At 67.2% G+C, this 17,330-nt stretch carries 13 protein-coding genes; 2 read left to right on the top strand and 11 right to left on the bottom strand.

What is annotated here, in order from left to right:
* Positions 1–183: 183 nt before the first annotated feature.
* On the top strand, positions 184–795 hold the full coding sequence (locus ACH5AC_RS22100; RefSeq protein ID WP_398863904.1) for a restriction endonuclease: 612 nt from the start codon (positions 184–186) through the stop codon (positions 793–795).
* Positions 796–820: 25 nt separating this feature from the next.
* On the opposite strand, the gene ACH5AC_RS22095 is transcribed toward ACH5AC_RS22100, so the two are convergent.
* From ACH5AC_RS22095 to ACH5AC_RS22080, 4 genes are all read right to left on the bottom strand, one after another.
* Entirely contained in the window at positions 821–4,552 is a 3,732-nt protein-coding gene (locus ACH5AC_RS22095) for an AAA domain-containing protein (protein WP_398863703.1), read from the bottom strand.
* Complete coding sequence (locus ACH5AC_RS22090; RefSeq protein WP_398863702.1) at positions 4,549–4,965, bottom strand: hypothetical protein; 417 nt, start codon at positions 4,963–4,965, stop codon at positions 4,549–4,551. Before ACH5AC_RS22090 ends, ACH5AC_RS22095 begins: the two co-directional genes overlap by 4 nt.
* A gap of 131 nt (positions 4,966–5,096) precedes the next feature.
* Positions 5,097–6,458, bottom strand: coding sequence for a hypothetical protein (locus ACH5AC_RS22085; RefSeq protein ID WP_398863701.1), 1,362 nt, complete (start codon positions 6,456–6,458; stop codon positions 5,097–5,099).
* Positions 6,459–6,807: 349 nt separating this feature from the next.
* Positions 6,808–8,121, bottom strand: a complete 1,314-nt coding sequence (locus tag ACH5AC_RS22080) for a tyrosine-type recombinase/integrase (RefSeq protein WP_398863699.1) — start codon at positions 8,119–8,121, stop codon at positions 6,808–6,810.
* Positions 8,122–8,347: 226 nt separating this feature from the next.
* On the opposite strand from ACH5AC_RS22080, the gene ACH5AC_RS22075 reads away from it, so the two are divergent.
* The gene (locus ACH5AC_RS22075; protein WP_398863698.1) at positions 8,348–8,575 is read left to right on the top strand and encodes a helix-turn-helix domain-containing protein; all 228 of its coding nucleotides are present in this window, start codon (positions 8,348–8,350) and stop codon (positions 8,573–8,575) included.
* Positions 8,576–8,957: 382 nt separating this feature from the next.
* Here ACH5AC_RS22075 and ACH5AC_RS22070 read toward each other — a convergent pair whose 3' ends face one another.
* The 7 genes from ACH5AC_RS22070 to ACH5AC_RS22040 all read right to left on the bottom strand — a co-directional run bounded on the left by ACH5AC_RS22070 (position 8,958) and on the right by ACH5AC_RS22040 (position 16,994).
* Entirely contained in the window at positions 8,958–10,565 is a 1,608-nt protein-coding gene (locus tag ACH5AC_RS22070; RefSeq protein ID WP_398863697.1) for a UvrD-helicase domain-containing protein, read from the bottom strand.
* 14 nt (positions 10,566–10,579) lie between these two features.
* Positions 10,580–12,583 (bottom strand): ATP-dependent nuclease, encoded by a 2,004-nt coding sequence (locus tag ACH5AC_RS22065; protein WP_398863696.1) that lies wholly within the window; start codon positions 12,581–12,583, stop codon positions 10,580–10,582.
* Positions 12,584–12,926: 343 nt separating this feature from the next.
* Complete coding sequence (locus ACH5AC_RS22060; protein ID WP_398863695.1) at positions 12,927–13,238, bottom strand: hypothetical protein; 312 nt, start codon at positions 13,236–13,238, stop codon at positions 12,927–12,929.
* Positions 13,239–13,363: 125 nt separating this feature from the next.
* A complete protein-coding gene (locus ACH5AC_RS22055; RefSeq protein ID WP_398863694.1) occupies positions 13,364–14,212 on the bottom strand; it encodes a hypothetical protein in 849 nt (282 codons plus the stop codon).
* Positions 14,209–14,922, bottom strand: a complete 714-nt coding sequence (locus ACH5AC_RS22050; protein ID WP_398863692.1) for a ParA family protein — start codon at positions 14,920–14,922, stop codon at positions 14,209–14,211. Before ACH5AC_RS22050 ends, ACH5AC_RS22055 begins: the two co-directional genes overlap by 4 nt.
* Before the next feature lie 183 nt (positions 14,923–15,105).
* Positions 15,106–15,678, bottom strand: a complete 573-nt coding sequence (locus ACH5AC_RS22045) for a helix-turn-helix domain-containing protein (protein WP_398863691.1) — start codon at positions 15,676–15,678, stop codon at positions 15,106–15,108.
* A complete protein-coding gene (locus tag ACH5AC_RS22040) occupies positions 15,675–16,994 on the bottom strand; it encodes a transcriptional regulator (RefSeq protein ID WP_398863690.1) in 1,320 nt (439 codons plus the stop codon). Before ACH5AC_RS22040 ends, ACH5AC_RS22045 begins: the two co-directional genes overlap by 4 nt.
* Positions 16,995–17,330 lie beyond the last annotated feature (336 nt).

Genomic DNA, 17,330 nt, shown 5'->3' with positions numbered 1-17,330 from the left:
TCGAATCGGCCATGGCCGGCTTGCGCTCTTCCGGGCTGGTTCTTCGTTATGGACACTCTCGGTTCACGACGGTGCGGGGGGAGTGCCGAGATGGCTGTTCGACGTGGACGGGTTCCGGCTGGTCGTCGCTGGCGGAGGGCGGGGGCGAAGCCGATCGTGCTCGGTGGTGGCGGGTTGCTGATCGTGCTGATGGTGTTCTGGTCGCAGGTGTGGCTGTACGTCGTGGGGAGTGTGGTCCTCGGCGGGGTGGGAGCGGCGGGCTGGTGGCTGTGGCGTACCGACCGGAGGGTGCGCGCTCGGGACCGCCGTTGGCGCCAGGACGAGGCGGTGAAGGCGGGTCGGCGGACCCTGGCCGAGGTGGATGCGATGGCGGGCACCGAGTTCGAGGAGTTGGTTGCCGACTTGTGCCGTAGGGACGGGTGTGCGGAGGTCCGGCGGGTGGGTGGTTCGCACGACAACGGTGCCGATGTCGTCGGTCGTCTGCCGGATGGCCGGACGTTTGTGATCCAGTGCAAGCGGTACGCGCCCAGCAGCACCATCGCCAGCCGTGAGCTGCGTGATCTGCTGGGTGCCAAGGTCCACTTTCAGGCCGACGTGGCGGTGTTTGTGACGACCACCAGGTTCAGCCGTCCCTCTGAGAGGTTTGCCGTCCAACATGGCATTCTGGCTGTGCACCGTGATCACCTCGGCTTGTGGAACAACGGAGCGTCCCTTCTGGCGCTGAGCCGTGTGAACGGTCGCGGCCAGGGGGACTCCCGTCACCGGGTGCGCTGGAAGCAGGCCTACGGGAAGTGACCGGCGTCCAAGAGCCGTTCACCGGTCAGCGGGTGCTCGTGTCGTACAGTCGCCACGCCGGGTACCGCAGGGCGTGAGCGCTCTCTTCGCCGTTGTCCACGAGCCGACGGCGGTGCAGCATCAGGCGCAGGTGGCGTGCTGCGTCAGCGCTTTCGTCTGGTCCGCGGTCGAGCAGGACGGCCTGTGGACGGGCAGTGTCCTGGGTTCGTACCAGGACGTCGACGGGGTGGCCGTGGACGCTCTCGCCGAGCGCCGCTGTCGTTCCCGGCTGTGTGGACATGACCTGGTAGAGGCGTTGCAGCAGGTCGTCTCCCGCATGGTCTTCGATGCGAGGCCCGGTCGTGGTGGCGGCGTTCAGGAGCTCGGTGGCGACACCGCCCCATTTGCGCCACAGGTTCATGTCGCCGACCACGATGAGGTGGCTGCGGGCGCGGGTGATGGCGACGTTCCAGAGGTTGAGCTGGCGGTGGACCCAGCCGATCGCGCTGTCGTGCATGCCTTCACCGGCGACGAGGGAGAAGACCATGACGTCGCGCTCACCGCCTTGGAAGGTGTGCACGGTGCCGACGCGCACGCGTTGCCGGCCGTATTGCCTCAGTTGCGCGCGGAGTTCGTCGGCTTGGGGCGTGAAGGGGGTGACCACGCCGATCGTGGCTTCGTCGGGGAGTTCCTCCAGCAGGGCACGCACGAAACTGTCCACCTGCCGGATCTCGTCGTGGTTAACCCAGGAGCCGCCGTACGGGGGCCGGGTGGCCCGTCCGGGAACGTGGGACCAGAAGATCGGTTGCCTGGGCAGGGACGGGCGGTCCCGGGTGTCGGTGAGGACCGTCAGTCCCTGGTCGTAGAAGAGTTCGTTGGACACGGCGGCGATGTCCGGGTGGCAGCGGAAGTGCTCGTCGAGGAGGAGGGTGCCTCCTGCGGAGCGCTCGGCGGCGTGGAATGCGGAGTGGCGGCGGTGGGCGAGTCGGTGCTTCTCCAGCCAGCCGGAGCGCAGGCCGGTCTTGCGGCGGATCAGAGCCTCGCGTTCGGGACTGATCTTGGCGATGTGCGGGAGCTGCATGGCGTCCCCAATGACCAGGGCTCGCCGCGCCCGGAACAGCAGCGGAAGCACGTGCGGGATGGCGCACTGGCTGGCCTCGTCGATGACGACCAGGTCGAACAGGGCGGGACCGAGCGGGAAGCGCCGAGCGGAAAGGCTGGTGACCGCCCAGCCGGGTGCGGCAGGGAGCACCTCGCGCACGGCGGCCCAGTCGGTGCGGTTGCTGTCCCTGGCGCTCAGAAGATTGCGGATGCGCTGACGGCCGTTCCGCGCCTTGCTCCGTACGGTGGTCTCCAGCAGGATGCGCGAGGCGTTCTGCACGCCCGCTTCGGCAGCGCCGACCGTCGTAGCCAGCGCGGTGTCATCGACAAGGGCGACCTGCGCGTATCCGTTACGCCAGGCTACTTCCGCATCAGCGAAGCTGGCCAGAGCGAGGCAGCCTTCTGCCCGGTCCCCCTCGAAGGTCTTGAGACCGATCTTGCTCAGGAAGCGGCCGCGCCGCCAGGTGCCGAAGAACCGGGCGTCGGCCAGACGCCGTGCCCGGGCCTCCACCTGATCGAGGCTTCCTGCTTGTGAAAGGACCTCGGCCAGTTCGGTTACAGACTGGCCGAGTTGGGCGGCGTGCTCCTCACGCAGTTGGCCGGCTTGAAGCAGGTCCTTTTCGGTCATGGTGACCTGGGCCAGATCCTGCCGGACGCGGGCGAGTTGGCCGCGGGCGATGTCGACGTCCATGGCGGCCGTGGCCACGTTGGGGACGGGTTCCGGCGCGGTGCGCAGGGCGTCCAGGCCTTTGGCCTCGGTTTCGACGTAGTTCCCGGTCTTGGCCTTGGCCGAGCCGGTGCGTATGACACTGCCGGGTACGAGCGTGTCGCAGCGGCGCCAGACCTCGTCCACCGCCTCGTTGTTGTTGGAGGCCACGAGAACGGTCTGCCCGCTCGTCACCGCTGTAGCGACGAGGTTGGCCACGAGCTGGCTCTTTCCGGTGCCCGGCGGTCCCGTGGCCACGGTCAGCCGTCGGGTCATGGCCGAGTGCAGCACGGCGGCTTGGGCCTCGTTGCAGGGCAGTGGTGTGACCAGACGTGTCGGCTCTGGTTCCGACAGGACCAGTGCGCGGGTGCGTTCGGCCGCGTCGGGCGCAAGGGCGGCGAGCGCTGTCGCCTGGATGCGGCCCGTCTGCTCCGCGATACCGGCGAAGTCGTCCAGGAGCTTCTTCGTATAGGCGGTGTCGGGCAGAGCTGTGAAGAGCACGGCGGCGTTGCGCGCGCCGTCGCCGGGCGTGTGAATGTCGATGCGGTCGGCGAGCTGATCGGGAAGGAGTTCCTGGATGCAGGGGATCTCGAACTCCTCCCTCAGGAGCTTGCTCGCTTCCACTGCCATGCGGTCGTGTTGGCCGCGATGCCAGGTCGGCTGGAAGGTGTCGGCGAGCTGGGCGGCCTCTTCGTCCCCCAGCCAGTCCCTCGCCAGCTTAGGGTGCGGCTGGACGGGACCGTAGGGCTTGAGCCGTACCCGGCCGTCTTCGGAGACGACCTCCACGCGGCGGGTCAGCAGGGGCGCGAATTTCGGGTGCCGCCAGGGGCGGCCGCCGCGTGGCCCGGTCAGGACCACGGCCGGGTATCCGGCCCACAGTTCGGCCTCCTGCTCGACGGCGGACTCGATCAGCCCGCCTGCCTCTGTCGGGACGGGGATGCAGCCGTCGTCGTCGACGTCGCCGGAGAGAAGTCGCTCCGAGCCGGAGAGGCAGACGTATGAAGTGTCTTGGTCGCCGACCGACATCAGCGGTGTCTCGGTCTCGTCAGACAGCACGCACTCGCGGTAGTAGTCCAGGAGGTGGTGCCACGTGGGTTGAGACGAGGCGGATTTGCGAGTGGGGGCCTGGGCCTGCGGCGCGGAGGAGAGGGTGGGGCGACGGGTGAGTGGTGTGAGCAGCGGGGCCGCGCCGAACGGGCAGTCGGCGATGACGATACGGTCGTCGACGCCGTGCGCGAACTTGACCGGCACCTGGCGGGCACCCTGGGCGCGCATGCGTCGGTTGACGTAGTGGAAGAGGTCCTCCACCGACACGTCGCCCTTGCCGTCCTTGCTCACCTTGCCGGTGCGCAGGGCTTCGATGACCTCGGCGGTGAAGGCGGACGGCTGCACCTCGCCGGTGCTGTCCGTGTCGGCGTATGAGTCCTCACCGGCCCGTGACGACGACAGCACGTACACGCCGCGGCTGGTGAGCAGAGGCTGCTCCTGCTCGGCGGACTTCGCGACGGAGTCGGGCTGCCGGTCGGAGGTGCGCAGGCCCACGGCGAAGCCGCCGCTGCGGCAGCAGTCGATCATTACGACCTTCTGCGGGGCCCAGCACTGCTCCAGCTGCTCGTTGACGAAGCCCGCGCTCACGCCCGTTTCCGCGATCCGATCGAAGTCGGTGTCGGTGGCGATGAAGTGGAACTCCCCGCCGTCCCGCACGAGTCGCGCACCGTGTCCGGATACGTAGACCAGGGCCAGTTCATCCTGCTCACAGGCGTCCAGGAACTCACTGACGGCCTCCTGCATATCGGCGGCGGTCAAGTTCTCCCGGGACGTGATGGAGACGAACCCGCCGATGTTGCGGTGTCTGAGGACCTGCTCCATGCCCCAGATGTCGGCCCGCGTGGAGGGCAGCGGGGGGAAGCGGCTGTCGTCGTAGTGCTCATTGCCGATCAGCAGGGCGCGGCGCCTGACAAGCCGGGTCACTCGCCGTCACCTTCCGGTCCGTTGGACGGGGCGTCACCCACCTTGTCCAGGAATTCGCGGACCACGCGCTCTTGAGCGGCGTCCGGGCGGCCCGTGATGGCGACGGAATGCCCGTCGTAGGTGACCTCGACCTTGCGGTGACGGTCCCTGGCGCACCATTCCTTGATCGCGGTGATCAGGACCTGCGAAGCGGGCCGGGCGACCGCGGTTGCCGTGGCAGCCCACAGTGCCACCTCGCCGACGCCGACGCCCTTGCGGCCCGGCTGCAGGGCCGCGTCGTCTTCGGTGAAGCCGGCGACCACGCCTTCCGTTCCGTGCAGGGCCGCGCACAGATCGCGTGTGAGACGTTCCTGCCGCAGCGCGTCCCCGCCGGCCGCCACCACGAGCTGCCACCGGCGCCCCCCGTCCTGCATGCACCACTCCTTGCTATCGGATCATCACGTGGGATGACTTTGGCATGAAGATGCCCCTGGAAACAGCTCGACGAGGATCCGCAGGGGCACCATTCAGCCAGCCATGAGCTAGAGCATCTTGTCGGCTCGACTCAGAGCGCGCGCAGCCGGCGGCGTGTGCGGGGCAGCTCGGGCAGCAGCCGCATGGCCATGATGGACCCGTCCTCGCGCAGCGAAACGGGTCCGTCCCAGTCGTCCTGGCGGCGGACAGCCCTCCACCTCGATCGCAGAGCGTGTGCCTGGCGCCGGTACTCCTCCACCCGCCCGTCGCGCAGGTGATCGAAGAGGCTCGCCTCGAGACCGGAGAACGCCTCCACCCGCGTGCCGTTCAACCGGAAGACATGATCCGTCCCGACAAAGGACATCCCGCCGATCTCGTGATCGATGTCCTGCACGATTCCCGTACCGGCATGCGTGAAGCCCTTGAAGTGCCGCTTCCCCTGCCGCTCCGTCAGGTACTGCGCCGTCGGCCCACCGCCGCCGGTGAACCCCATCAGCCCGGCTGCCCCTGCCCGCGCGAGAGCCCTGCGGAACCACGGGTACTGGTCCGGCATCACCTGGAAGCCGCTCACGTGCTGCTCGCCCTCGCCGTCACCGCCCGGGACGCGTACGTCGGGGTAGATGTTCAGGTCCTGCAGCTCGCGATCCGCGTCCAGAGCGTCCGGTGGCATGGGCAGGGAGCCGTCACCGGGGGCATGCAGCACGTGCACGATGATGCCGCCCTGCCCGAGCAGCTCCGTCGACGTCACCAAGGTCGGCGTCTGATCCCAGGGGCCGATGTGCACCGCCTCGACCTGCGCTGAGGCAGCGGCCAGCTGGGTGTGCGCGTAAGCGCCCTTCGCATGGGTCCCCTTGCACGCGAGAGGGACGACCTTCGACGGCGCGCCGGGCTTCCACGCCTCCAGGAGGAAGTCGGGGCGCAACTTCACCCAATCCCGTCGCTTGACGTCCTTGCCCACCAACGCCCAGCCCGCCTGCAGGGCGATGTCCGCGTCCACGACCGAGATCAAGTGGTCCGGGTACCGCTTCTTGAGCGCTCGCTCGGCGACGGCGAGCGCGAATCCGATGCCCAACTCGCCGGACTGCACAGTCTTGTAGTGGCGCCTGGGGTTCAACCCTTCCTCCGACAGCGCCATATACCGACCAGGGCTGCCGTCCAGTGCCTGGCAGTACTTCAGACAACCCCAGTGCTCAGCCAGCCCACGCCCGGCTCCCTGCCGGGACAGCACAGCGGCACGCCCCAGCGCGTGCAGCACATCCCACGGAGTGAGCCTGAATGACGGGCCGACCTCGGTGGCAGGCAACGCCCTCAACCCCGGCTTCCGCCGAAGCGGTTCGCGCCCGTCCTCCCGTCGTTCCTTGTCGTCCTTCGCGGCGGCATCGGCAACGGCTCCCGCCAACGCGCTGGTCGAGTCGATCTGCACACTCCAGGCCTCCACCAGTTCCTTGAGCACCTGTGCTGCTTCTGCCACGGATTCTCCCCCTGCGTCGCATCGGTGGCGTCACGACAAGATCGAGACGCTAGGTCGGATACGACGGGCGCACACAAGGGGACATACCCGCGCACAGTCCGAAAACGGACGCCAGAGCTGCTGCCGTGCTGCTCGACGCGGCCAGGGCCCAGCCAGGAGCCGAACCTCGATCGAAGATTCGGACGGGGGCAACGGGGAATCGCTGCGAATTGGCTGGATCCCTGTGAGGGCTGCAGAGGGAGGGGTGGTCAATCTGCTGAGACGGCCATCGCAGCGAGGTCCGGCTCACACCGCTCCTGGACGCGGAGTTGGAGGCAGAGGGGGCAGGCGCTCAGGACGCGGACGACGCGCAAGCAACGAAGGTTGACCCGTTCCGTAACGACGTCGTCGGAGCGTCGATGTGTGAGAACGCGGTTCCGAACACGGTGACCATGACCTCCTCCACGGCGAGGGGCGGGTGGGCGTAGGTGTCCCAGGTCTCGGAGAATTTGGCGTGCCGGGAGAGTGCTTGCACGGTTTTCGGGTCGTGCTTGCCGGAGCCGCCGAGCGTGCTGGTGTAGAAGTGCTTGAGATCGTGGAAGCGGGTCCTTTCCGGAAGCCCGGCTTGCTTCACGGCCTTTCGCCATTTCTGGTGGAAGTCGCTGATCAGTACGGGTCGGCCGTGACGGTTCGTGACGATCAGGCCCTCGTCCGGCGGCTCGGCGTAGCCGCGTGCACGGCGGCGGCGCTCGGCGCCTGGTGAGACGGGCTCCGGCTCAGAGAACCGTGACACGTGGTGTAGCAGCCGCTCGATCAGGAAGTGATCCACTGGCAAGGTGGCGTAGCTGGCCTTGGTCTTGAGGCGTACGGCCTTACCGCGCTGCCGTTGTTCTTCGATGTGCAGCAGGTCGTGTTTCCAAGCCACCTGGCTTCGCTTCAGCCCGAAGGCCTCGCCCTGGCGCAGTCCGGCGCAGGCCCCGAGCCAGATCAGGACCTCATAGCGCGGCGCGACCGCCCGCATTGCCGCTGCGACAGCGGCGACCTGCCCAGGAGACAGTGCGACTTTCACGCGGGGTGCGACATCCGGGAGGTCGATCCGCGCCACGATGTTGGGAGAGAGCAGGACGTCCTCGTCCAGCATGTAGTGCACGAGGATGCGCCAGGTCTTGAAGATCTGGACGACGGTGCAGGCAGAGTCGATGCCTTCCTTGTCGAGGAGGTAGTCGACGAAGGCCATGGAATCGGGGCGGCGCAGGCTGCTTGCGGTGCGGTGGCCGGCGAAGGGCAAGATGTGGTTGCGGAGATGGCTTTCGTAGGTGTCGCAGGTATTGGTGTTCTTCTTCCGCTTGCGTCTCCTTTCCATCATCTCGGTTGCGAAGTATTCAACCGGCAGGCTGCCCGGATTGTTGTCTCGTGACGTCTGTCTTTCAGTCTCCGCGAGCACCTTGTCCAGGCAGTCGCGGGCTTGCTGCCAGGTGGCAAAGGCCGGCCGTTTCTCCTTTCCTGCGGAGTCGGTGTACCGGGCCTGCCAGCGATGGCCTCGGCCGTGGTCCGCGGACGGGTACAGAGGTTGCTGTGGCGTGCCGCACCGGCACGGGATGTCACCGCGCGGTGGTTTTGGATATCTCTTGTGCCAGCGGTCGAACGGCTCGATTGGCTTGCTCAATGTGCCCTGCCCACGAAACTGAGCTGCGTGCTGGACCTGTCGCCGCCCCTTTCGCACTGGCTCGGCGACGTGCGCGACGGCGTTGTTGCTGTCTCCCAGGGCGATGCTGTCCGCTACAACCAGTAGTTATGCACAGCTGTTCATGGTGCAGGCAAAGGTGTGACGGTCGAGTCACCGTGTGCCAGCACGTGAACCGTCACCGGACCCGCGACTCCTGTCCCTGGGTATGCAAATCCGTCGCCTCAGAGAGGAGCGGGGATACAGCCTGGAAGAACTCGCAGAGCGCAGCGGGCTGAGCTTCCGCGGCCTCATCTATATCGAGCACGGACAGCGCAGCCCCAGCGTTCTAACGCTCTTGGACATCGCTGCAGGGCTCGATGTGGAACCGGGGGAACTCGTCAATCGCATCGCCCAGGAAGAATCCGGTAAATCTGCCCCTGGTGGTTCTAGGTGACAATCCGAGGATCGTGATTTTGTCAGGCGTGCTGGGGCCGTGGCTTGTCCTCGCTGTCCGGCGGTTCGTCCTGAGGCCCGCGCGTGGGGTGTGCAGGAACCGGCCTGTGGTCTCAAAGCCCTGACCACGGAAGAACAAGCGATCTTCCTGGAACTGCTCACCACCGATGACGACGGCAACGTCGCCCCCTACGTCACCGTCAAGCGGAGTTGATGGACCCGCTGCGTCCGCACCGCGTCTCGGTGACCACGCGCACGTGAAGGCGGCCACGAGGTAGGGCGGCAGGTCCGAGACCGCTGGGCGAAACGTGCGTAACGCGGCATGCCGCGGCCTACCGCGTAGGTGCCTTATTCGCCACGACCGACGGCGCCCGGGACAAGCTTTACGGATGGACGGTGCCCGAAGCGAACCAGTCGCGAGCTGTTGCCTCCGCTCCGTCTGGGAGGTCGTTGATGAAGACCACGGCCAGGCCGTGGATGGCTCGTGAGCAGCAGACGTAGAAGAGGTTGCGTGAGCGCTCGGTGCGCTCAGGTTTGTCGGTGCCGGCAAGCATCTTGCCGATGTTGTACATGGTCCAGACAGAGTCGTCGATCACTACGACGACATTCTCGAACTCGTCACCTTTGACGCCGTGTTGGGTTGAGAAAGGTGTGAGTTCATCGATGAACTGGGTGACGCTGATGACTTCCCGGTAGGAGACACCACGGATGTTGTTGGAGAAGTCCGCTTGCCGCTTGTGTCGCTCGTCGAGGTCGACTGCGGTTCTGCGGCGCTCGCGGTCTTTCACTCTTCCGGGCATGGCCAAGAGGGGGCTGTCGGCCATGAGGTCCAGCACATCGCCGATGGTCCCGGTCGCGCGCACCGTGTCGAGCTCGCGAATTGCTTCGCTGATGATCCTCTTGTCGGTGTGCCGGGTGATGCGTCTCTTTCCCTGGCCCAGCAGGTCTGTCAGTTCCACGAAGTCCCTGGCCTGGTAGGCCGCGCACACGGCTTCGATCTGCGTCAGGTACTGAATGTAGGGCTCGTTGCGCGCCATGAGGTCATCGGGGCCGTGGCCGCCGAGCTGCCGGTACTGTTCCAGCAGGTTGGCGTATTCGAGGGTGCCCGCGATGCCACGATGCGTCAGCAAGAGGTACTTCGCGTTCTCAAGTGACCAGCCCCTGCTCGCGAGGATGGCTTGAGCGGTATCCAGCCGTCCCGGGCCGGGCGGCACGTCGGTGCTGAGGAAGAGGTGTACCTCGCCCTCCTGCTGCTTCCCGGAGGCCTGCTGGCGGAGTTCGGGCCGCATCTTGTTGAGAACGTCGACTACAGGGCGCGAACACCGGTAGTTCTCGATTTTGGTGATGGGCGTGAGCTTGTCGTGCCGGACTGCCCCGACGCCGGATCGGTAGATCTTCTGCATGGAGTCGCCGAAGAGGCCGATCACACAGGGTTCCTTGCCTACTCCTGCCAGGTGGTTCAGCAGCAGGTCGATCGTCTTCGGCGAGGTGTCCTGGTACTCGTCGACGAAGATGACCGGATATTTGCTGGTGATGATGCGTATGAGTTTGGGGTGGGTAGCGACGAGCCGCAGGGACAGAGCGATGACATCGTCGTGGGATATGCGACCCTCGCTCAGCTTCCGCCCGCGGTCGGAGTACTCGATCACTGAGGGAGCGGCCACCTCAGTGAGGTCTTCAGGCTTTGACAGGTTCTCGTTGTAGTCGAGGATCTGCTGCCAGAGCTCACGCGGGTAGGCCTGGATGACGCTCCAGAGGAACTCGTGGATGGTGCCGACGGCGACGAGCGGGTCCGCCGAGATGCGTTCGAGGATCTTCTTCTTGGCGACGTTCGTGTATGTGATGCAGGCGATCAGTCGGCCGTGCGCCTCAAGTTCCGTACGCCGGTGGCTGAGGAGGTACTGAAGTGCGCGGACGAGATCGGTCGTCTTGCCGGCGCCTGCTCCTGCTTCCACGAGGAAGCTGCGCCGGGCGTCCAGTTCTTCGACCACGGCTTCGAGGGTGCTCAGGCGAGCCACTGGAGTCCTTCGGCGATGTAGCGGGGGACGGCCCAGTCCTCCAGGAGCATGACGTCGAACGCGAAGTCGGTCTTGTGCTTGGAGAGCCGTTTGGCGATGGCGAACGCGTGGCCTTCGATGTCTTCAGGGGCAGGGTCGGCCCCGACTTCCTGAACGAAGGCTCTCTTCAGCTCCAGGTGCCGCAGGTCTCGGGCGAGGACTGCTGCGTTGGCGATGATGAAGGCGTCCTCGAAGCTGCGCGCACAGACGCCTGCCTGCTTCTCCGGAACCTGGTACGCCACGCGCACGTGACCGTGCTCCTTCTCGTCCGCGCCGACGTCGAGGAGCTTCGCGATGCTGGAATGACCCGGAAGCCAGTTCTTCAGCGTGGAGTTCGAGGTGACCGCCTGCGCGGCGCTCGGCGGGCAGGCCTTCTGATCTGTGGGGCTGACGGAGTCGATGTCGGTGATGACCAAGGTCTTCACGTTGAGGAAGTCGAGCAGTTCCCGGAATCGGACCGCGTAGGCGTCACCGACCTCGATGACCGACACGTACTGGTGCAGGAGGCCTTCGGCGCACCGACGGACCATCTCCGGCAGCAGCAGTCGCTCCGCGGTGCCCTCGATGAGGATCACCTTGTCGGCGAAGAACATGTCGCAACGGTGCAGGACCATGTACTGGCGCAGGAACCGCAGCGTCTCGTCACCGTCAGGAGTGGCTTTGACCTTCGCCTGGAAGGTGGAGAGGTCCTTGACCTTGCCGTCCGGCTCGGAGCGGTCGAAGTACCGCACTGAGTGAAACCCGCCGCTGGCGACGATGTGCGAAGAGTGCGTGGTGATGACCACCTGCACCTTCCACGGGGCCTTGCGCTTGATGAAGTCCTGAATGTTCTTGATGAAGACCTCCTGCATCTGGGGATGCAGGTGGGCCTCGGGCTCCTCGATGAACAACACCTGGAGCGCCGGCTTCGGGGCAGCACGCTCGTACGCCTGGTGAAAGCTGATGACCTGCAGAATCGTGAAGATCAGCTTGCTGTAGCCGAGCCCATTGTGGCCCTCAGGAAGGTGGTAGTCGCCGTCTCCAGACGGATACTGGAGCCGAGTGCTGCCCCTGAGGATGCCTGAGCCCTCCATGAGAGACACGATGCGGGGCTTCTCGACGGGTGTGATCGTCCCAACCCCGAAGCTACGGAGGTCTTCGAAGACCGGGTCGAACAGCGATTTGTAGCTGGTGTCGAGCTCCAGCGACGCTGCGGCCAGGGCATCCTCGATCTGCTCGATGCTCTGATGACGCCCCTCAGGCCCGCTCTTCACCTTGTAGTAGGTCTCGAACGTCTTGGACAGCGTGCGGGCTTTGTCTCCTGGGGTGTCGTCGACCTTGGTCTGCGCGTAGACGAACTTGACTGAGACGATCGCCTGCGCGGCACTGCGCTTGATCTCCTTTGTCACCTTCTCGTCGAGCGGGCTCACTGCTCGGAAGACGGGGGCGAAGTAGTCCGTGAAGTTCTTGCGCAGCCACTTGATGGGCTCGAACTTCGGCCTCTGACTCGCCGTCCAGAAGTCCTTGAGCAGGTCGTGCGGCCTTGCTGCCTCCAGCGCCGCTTCGATCTTGACCGTGAAACAGGAGTCGTCGAGGTCCAGGATCACGTCCGTGAGCGGAGCGAGGTCGTCGTCCTCGGCGTACTCGATCGTGAGTCCCAGCCGGATGGACGGCACGAGCTCGTACGCCTTGGCCAGCAGGCCCTCCCGCGTCTCCTGATCGCCTTCGGCCGCATGCCGCTGTGCTTCGCCGAAGATCTGCAGTGCCTGCTCGATGTCGGGGATCCGGCAGGTGGAGAAGTCCTCCAGCACGAAGCGTGTGTCGTCGTCACCGAAGAACTTCTCGAAGAGGTTGACGAACGATGTCTTGCCGCTGTTGTTGCGTCCCACGATGAGCGTGGTTTGGTGATCGATGCGCACGTCCGCCTTGTCCAGGGCGCGGAAATTGATCACGTTGGCATGGGTCAGCTGCATCGCACTCCCGACATCGTTCCAACCCCGCTCACGCGGAGACGCACCCCTGCGGCCGCCGTGAGTCAAAGCAGTATCCGATACTGAAGGGACAGAGGTGTTTCCTTGGCTCAAAGTGGTCGATGGTGCCTCAGATCGTGTCTGTTTCGATCTGTTTCCGACGTCTTGGTGGGGCAACTGGTGCACGTGCAGCAGCCCGAGGGGGATCCGCGCACACACCTGAGTCGCGCTCCTGGCGAGGTCGGGTGGCGGTTCAGCCCCGGTGGTAACTTGCCGGGGGACATCGGCTCCCCGGCCTTCCGGACGAAGTGAGTTTCTTCAGCAAGTAGTTGGCCGGGTTGCTCGGTCATGGTGCTTCCGCCTCGGACTGGGGGAAACTGGGCGGGTAGCCCTTGGCGCGGAGCCAGGTGTCCACAGCCATAGCCACGATGTCCCCGTGTGGTAGGCCAGTGTCGGCGTGGAAACGGCGGATCCGGCGCTGGAATTCCAGTGCCTCGGGGACTGCGTAGTTGAGTTGTCCGCGTTTGGTGTGCCGGTTGCTGATGACCTCCAGAGTGTCCGGGTGCGGCGTAAGAGCGTCGACGGTTGGCTGGGGCTCAGCGTCGAGCGCGTCGGCGATTTCCCGCAGCCGGTGGGCGTAGAGGGAGTGATCAGGCACGAGAGCTGCTCCGGTCGGTCCGGCTAGGCGGATAGCTAGCCGCCTAACGGGCTATTGGAATAGTCGGCAGGAGGGGCGGCCGGACCCCGATGTGGGGGCGGCCGCCCCGTGCATTTCGGACGGGTTCAGAAGCCGCGGGCGGTGAGCCACTCGTCCAGTGCGACGGAGACGATGTCGCCGATGGGCAGGTGATCGAGTTCGTTGTCCAGCGCGAAGCGCTTGATCCGCTTCTTCAGCTTCAACGCAGCGGGAACCGAAGAGTCGAGACTCTCCCGCGCGATGATCCGCTGGTTGAGAACGACGGCGACCTCGGGAACGTCCTTGGGACGGCCGGGACCGTGCGCGTACGGTGTCCCCTCGCTTGGCGCCTCCTGCGATCGAGTGTCCTGTTCCTGGTGAGCCCCCGGACCATCGGTCCTCACGGGGAACGCGGTGCCGCCTGCCACCGGGGGAACGGCCGGGCGAATGGCGACCTCGGCGGCCGGAGCCGCACCAGCAGCCGCGGACGTGACAGGAGGCGGACCATGCTGCGCAACAGGTTCGGCCGGCTGCGTGGCCTGGACCGCAGGTGGGGCAGGCTCGGGAGCCGGGACCACAGGCGGCATGTGCCGCTCCACCGGCATCCCAGCGGACTCTGTCCCCGCCTCGGGCACGTCGACGGCCGGGTGAGTCGGCTGACTGGCAGCCGGCTCCGGCACCGGGCCGCTCGGCGCCTCGGCAGTCGGCTGGGCTGAGGTCTGCGCCACTTCGGGCACCGCCTCGGTCCGGCCGTGCGCCGATGCCTCGGCGGGAACGGCGGAAGGAGCGGGCTGAACCTGCGCCTCGCCCGCAGTGGGACGGCCTTCGGCCTGTTCGGCGGCGTACTGCTCGGGGGTGAGCTCGGCGGCCGGGGGAGGGGGCGGCGGGGTCGCCTTCTTGGCCCCGCCCAGGGTGCGGCCGGTGCGGCGGGTGGGGGGCTTCATACGCTCGCTCATGCCGTGAGCTCCTTCATCAGCTCGGCGTACTCGCTCAGCTCGGTGGGGATCTCGCCGAAGGCCTCCATGTAGTGCACCCAGGAGTGGATGACGGTCTCGGCGAGCGGGAACGGCTCGTCGCGGTCCGGGCCGATGCCCTCGCCCTGGGCGGGCTCCAGCAGCTTGTCCTTCGCGTTGCGGGGCAGGCTGGTGCGGTCGTCGGCCTTCACGAGGACCACGTGGGCGGTGACGTCGCGCTCGTTGCGGGCGGCGGCGCGCTCGGCCTCGTCGAAGGTGGCCACGAGCTTGCGACGCTCGATCTTGGTGGGGGCAACCGGCACGATCAGCCGGTTCGCCTCGGTGACAGCCTCGTGGAAGATCCGTGCGCTGCCGCCACCGGCGTCGACCACGATCGCGCCGAACTCGGACCGCTTCTCACGGATGTACTCGGCGATGTCGTCGAACGGGTACCGCTCGACCACCAGGTTGGCCGGGATCTCGAAGCCCTCGGCCTGGGCGACCTTGAACCAGTCGTAGGCGGACTGGCTGGTGGCGTCGGCGTCCAGGAGCAGCGTCGGCAGGTCGAGGACGACGGCGTAGTAGAGGGCGATGAACCAGGCCGAGGTGGTCTTGCCGGTGCCGCCCTTGAGCATGCCGACGACGATGACGAAGGCGTCCCAGGCGTGGGCTGTGGCCGCCGCCAGGGTCTTGATACGGGTGTTCTCGTTCACGTGTGCTTGATCTCCTGAAACTGGAAAGTGCGTTGACTTGGCGGGAGTCGACGACGTCGACGCAGGCTTCGGGCGTGGCGGCGTGCGGGGGAGCCCTTGCTGGGCAACTGCGGCCGGGATGGTGGATGGGCGAGTCGTTGGGCCGAGCGGCACGTCGGGGGATACATGCAAGGACGGAGGCGCTCATGGCCGCTTCCTCATGTCGCGCGCCGAGCCGTGACTGTGCTGGGGCCGCATGCGGGCGCCCGCTTGGTGTAGGAGCCGGTAAACCGTGGCCACGGAGTAGTTGCACTCCTGGGCGAGTTCCGGCACGGTGGCGCCGGCCTCGTACCGTGCCCGCAGGGACAGTGCGAGCTTCTGCCGCTCGGCGGCCCGGGCTGCTGCGCGCATCCGCAGCGTCTGCTGCGGGGTGCGCACAGCGCCGCCGGCCTCGATCAGCAGGCGCTGGGCAACACGCCTCGTCCCAGCCCCCGCCGCGGCGAGCTCGGTGAGGGTCGCGCCGTGCTGCTCGTACAGGGTGCGCAGGTGGGCCGCGAGACGCTGGCGCGCGTGCGGATCCTGGCGCATCCGACGGGTCTGCCACGACGTACGCATCTCGGTCCCGGCCTCGTGCAGCCGGTTGAGGACCGTGCCGTACGACAGCCCACTCGTGGCCACGAGTTCGTCGACCGTGGCACCGGACTCGTACTGCTTGCGCAGGGCCTCGGGTGTTATCGCCTCGCTCGTATCGGATGTGACTGGGGGTTCTGGGTTCATGCGGCGGACTCCCATTCGCTGAGGGCTTCGGCATGGGCGGCGGCCAGCTCGTCGTAACTGCGCTGGTCGGCAGGGGTGATGAGGATCAGGCGGCCGTCGGTGGCGACCCGCCAGTCGGCGGCCGGACGACCGGTGACCGGGTCGAGGACGCGCCCATCCGGGGCGTGCCACGTCGGCGGGATCTCGTCGGGACGTGGTGTGGGGACCAGGACCTGGCGGCCGTCGCGGACGATCACCTCAGCCTTGCTCCGGTGCTCCGCAAGCCGGTCCAACGCCTCCCGGTACGCCGACCGCTCGGCAGCGTGCAGCGCCTTGCGCCGGGCCGCGACGCCCGCGGTGCCGTACTGCCGGGCGACCGCGTCCCAGCCCTGTGCCGGGTGCGCGGTCGGGCCGGGAACCGCATCCGGCAGGCTGGTACCGAAGCCCTCCAGCGCGCGAGGCGCGAGGCTCCAGGTCTCTCCGCTGTGATGCACGAGGCCGTGGTCGGCCAGGCGACGCAAGGTCCGGTAGGCGGTGGCCCGGGACACCGATGCCGAGCCGACGAGCTCGCCAATGGTCTGGGCGGGTCGGGCGTGCAGCGCGCCGATGAGCATGAGGGCGGAGCTGCCGAGGCCGTGGTGGGCGAAGGCGTCGTGGCCCATCAGGCGGCTGATGACGGTGGAATCGATGTCGGCCGCCGTCCCTGTCTCAGGGGTGGGCCACTCCTCAAGTGTCGGGTCGGGGGGGTACTGAGTGGTCCGGAAACGAGACAGCGAAGCGGGGGCGTTGCCGTCAGCGAGGTACCAGGTGGAGCCCTCCCGGCCATGGCCGACCCGCAGGCGGCGCAGCCAACCCTGTGGCTTGAGGACCCTCTCATAGACGACCCGAAGGGTCGTCCGGGAGACACCTGCCTCCTCGGCGGTCTGCCGCTCACTGGCGTGGTGCAGGGGCCCGCCGGCGATCTCGGCGAAGGTCAGATGCGCCCGCAACACGCGCAGCGCGGTCCGCCCCCGCTCCCCGCGCCAGGGCGTCGTCTCGATCCGATCCCGCAGCGCGGCGAGAACCTCGTGCGCCTGCTGACGCGACTCCACAGCCCCCGTGCTGGCGACCGCGGCCGAGGCGCTGGCCCACACCCGGCGGATGTAGTCCAGGGCGCGCGCCTGCCCGGAGCGCAGCGCGATGTGCTGGACGTGCCGACCACCCTCGTGGTCGGGGTGCCGCAGCAGCCGGGTCAGCTCGTCGATGGTGCCGCCGGCGCGGGCGACGTGGCAGGCAATGGCCGCGGTGATCCGGTGGCCGTGCTCGGCCGCGCCCTGACGGTCTGGGCGCGGGACCACGGTTCGGCCGTCGGAGCCGAGCCTGCTGTAGCTTCCCGCCGAGTAGCGGCCGGTGAGGTCTCCGAGCAGGACAAGGTCAGCCGCGGCTCGGGGCAGCCGGTGAAGCCCCAGTCGCTCGCTCGGGTGAAATGTCCGTCGGGATGGGTCTGCCCGGTGGGTGTGGTGTGGCACTGTGGGGTCGTCTCGCAAGGACGTGGACGCCACCCCGGCCCGCTAAAACCACGGGTGGTGTCCGGAACCGACCTCCAATCGGTGCCAGGCGAAGCCTCCAGGATGGCCGTCCTGGAGGCCTTCGTATGCCTGGCTCCTCAGCGGAGGCAGGCGTCCCCATCGCGG

Origin of the sequence: Streptomyces sp. NPDC018693 (assembly GCF_044391385.1) — a bacterium.
Classification (GTDB): domain Bacteria; phylum Actinomycetota; class Actinomycetes; order Streptomycetales; family Streptomycetaceae; genus Streptomyces.
This window is presented reverse-complemented; position numbering and strand designations above follow the sequence as displayed.

Bases quoted from the DNA above. Each gene is read 5' to 3' on its own strand.
- ACH5AC_RS22045 (WP_398863691.1), bottom strand. From the start codon at position 15,678: ATGAACCCAGAACCCCCAGTCACATCCGATACGAGCGAGGCGATAACA.
- ACH5AC_RS22075 (WP_398863698.1), top strand. From the start codon at position 8,348: ATGCAAATCCGTCGCCTCAGAGAGGAGCGGGGATACAGCCTGGAAGAA.
- ACH5AC_RS22055 (WP_398863694.1), bottom strand. From the start codon at position 14,212: ATGAGCGAGCGTATGAAGCCCCCCACCCGCCGCACCGGCCGCACCCTG.
- ACH5AC_RS22090 (WP_398863702.1), bottom strand. From the start codon at position 4,965: ATGCAGGACGGGGGGCGCCGGTGGCAGCTCGTGGTGGCGGCCGGCGGG.
- ACH5AC_RS22065 (WP_398863696.1), bottom strand. From the start codon at position 12,583: ATGCAGCTGACCCATGCCAACGTGATCAATTTCCGCGCCCTGGACAAG.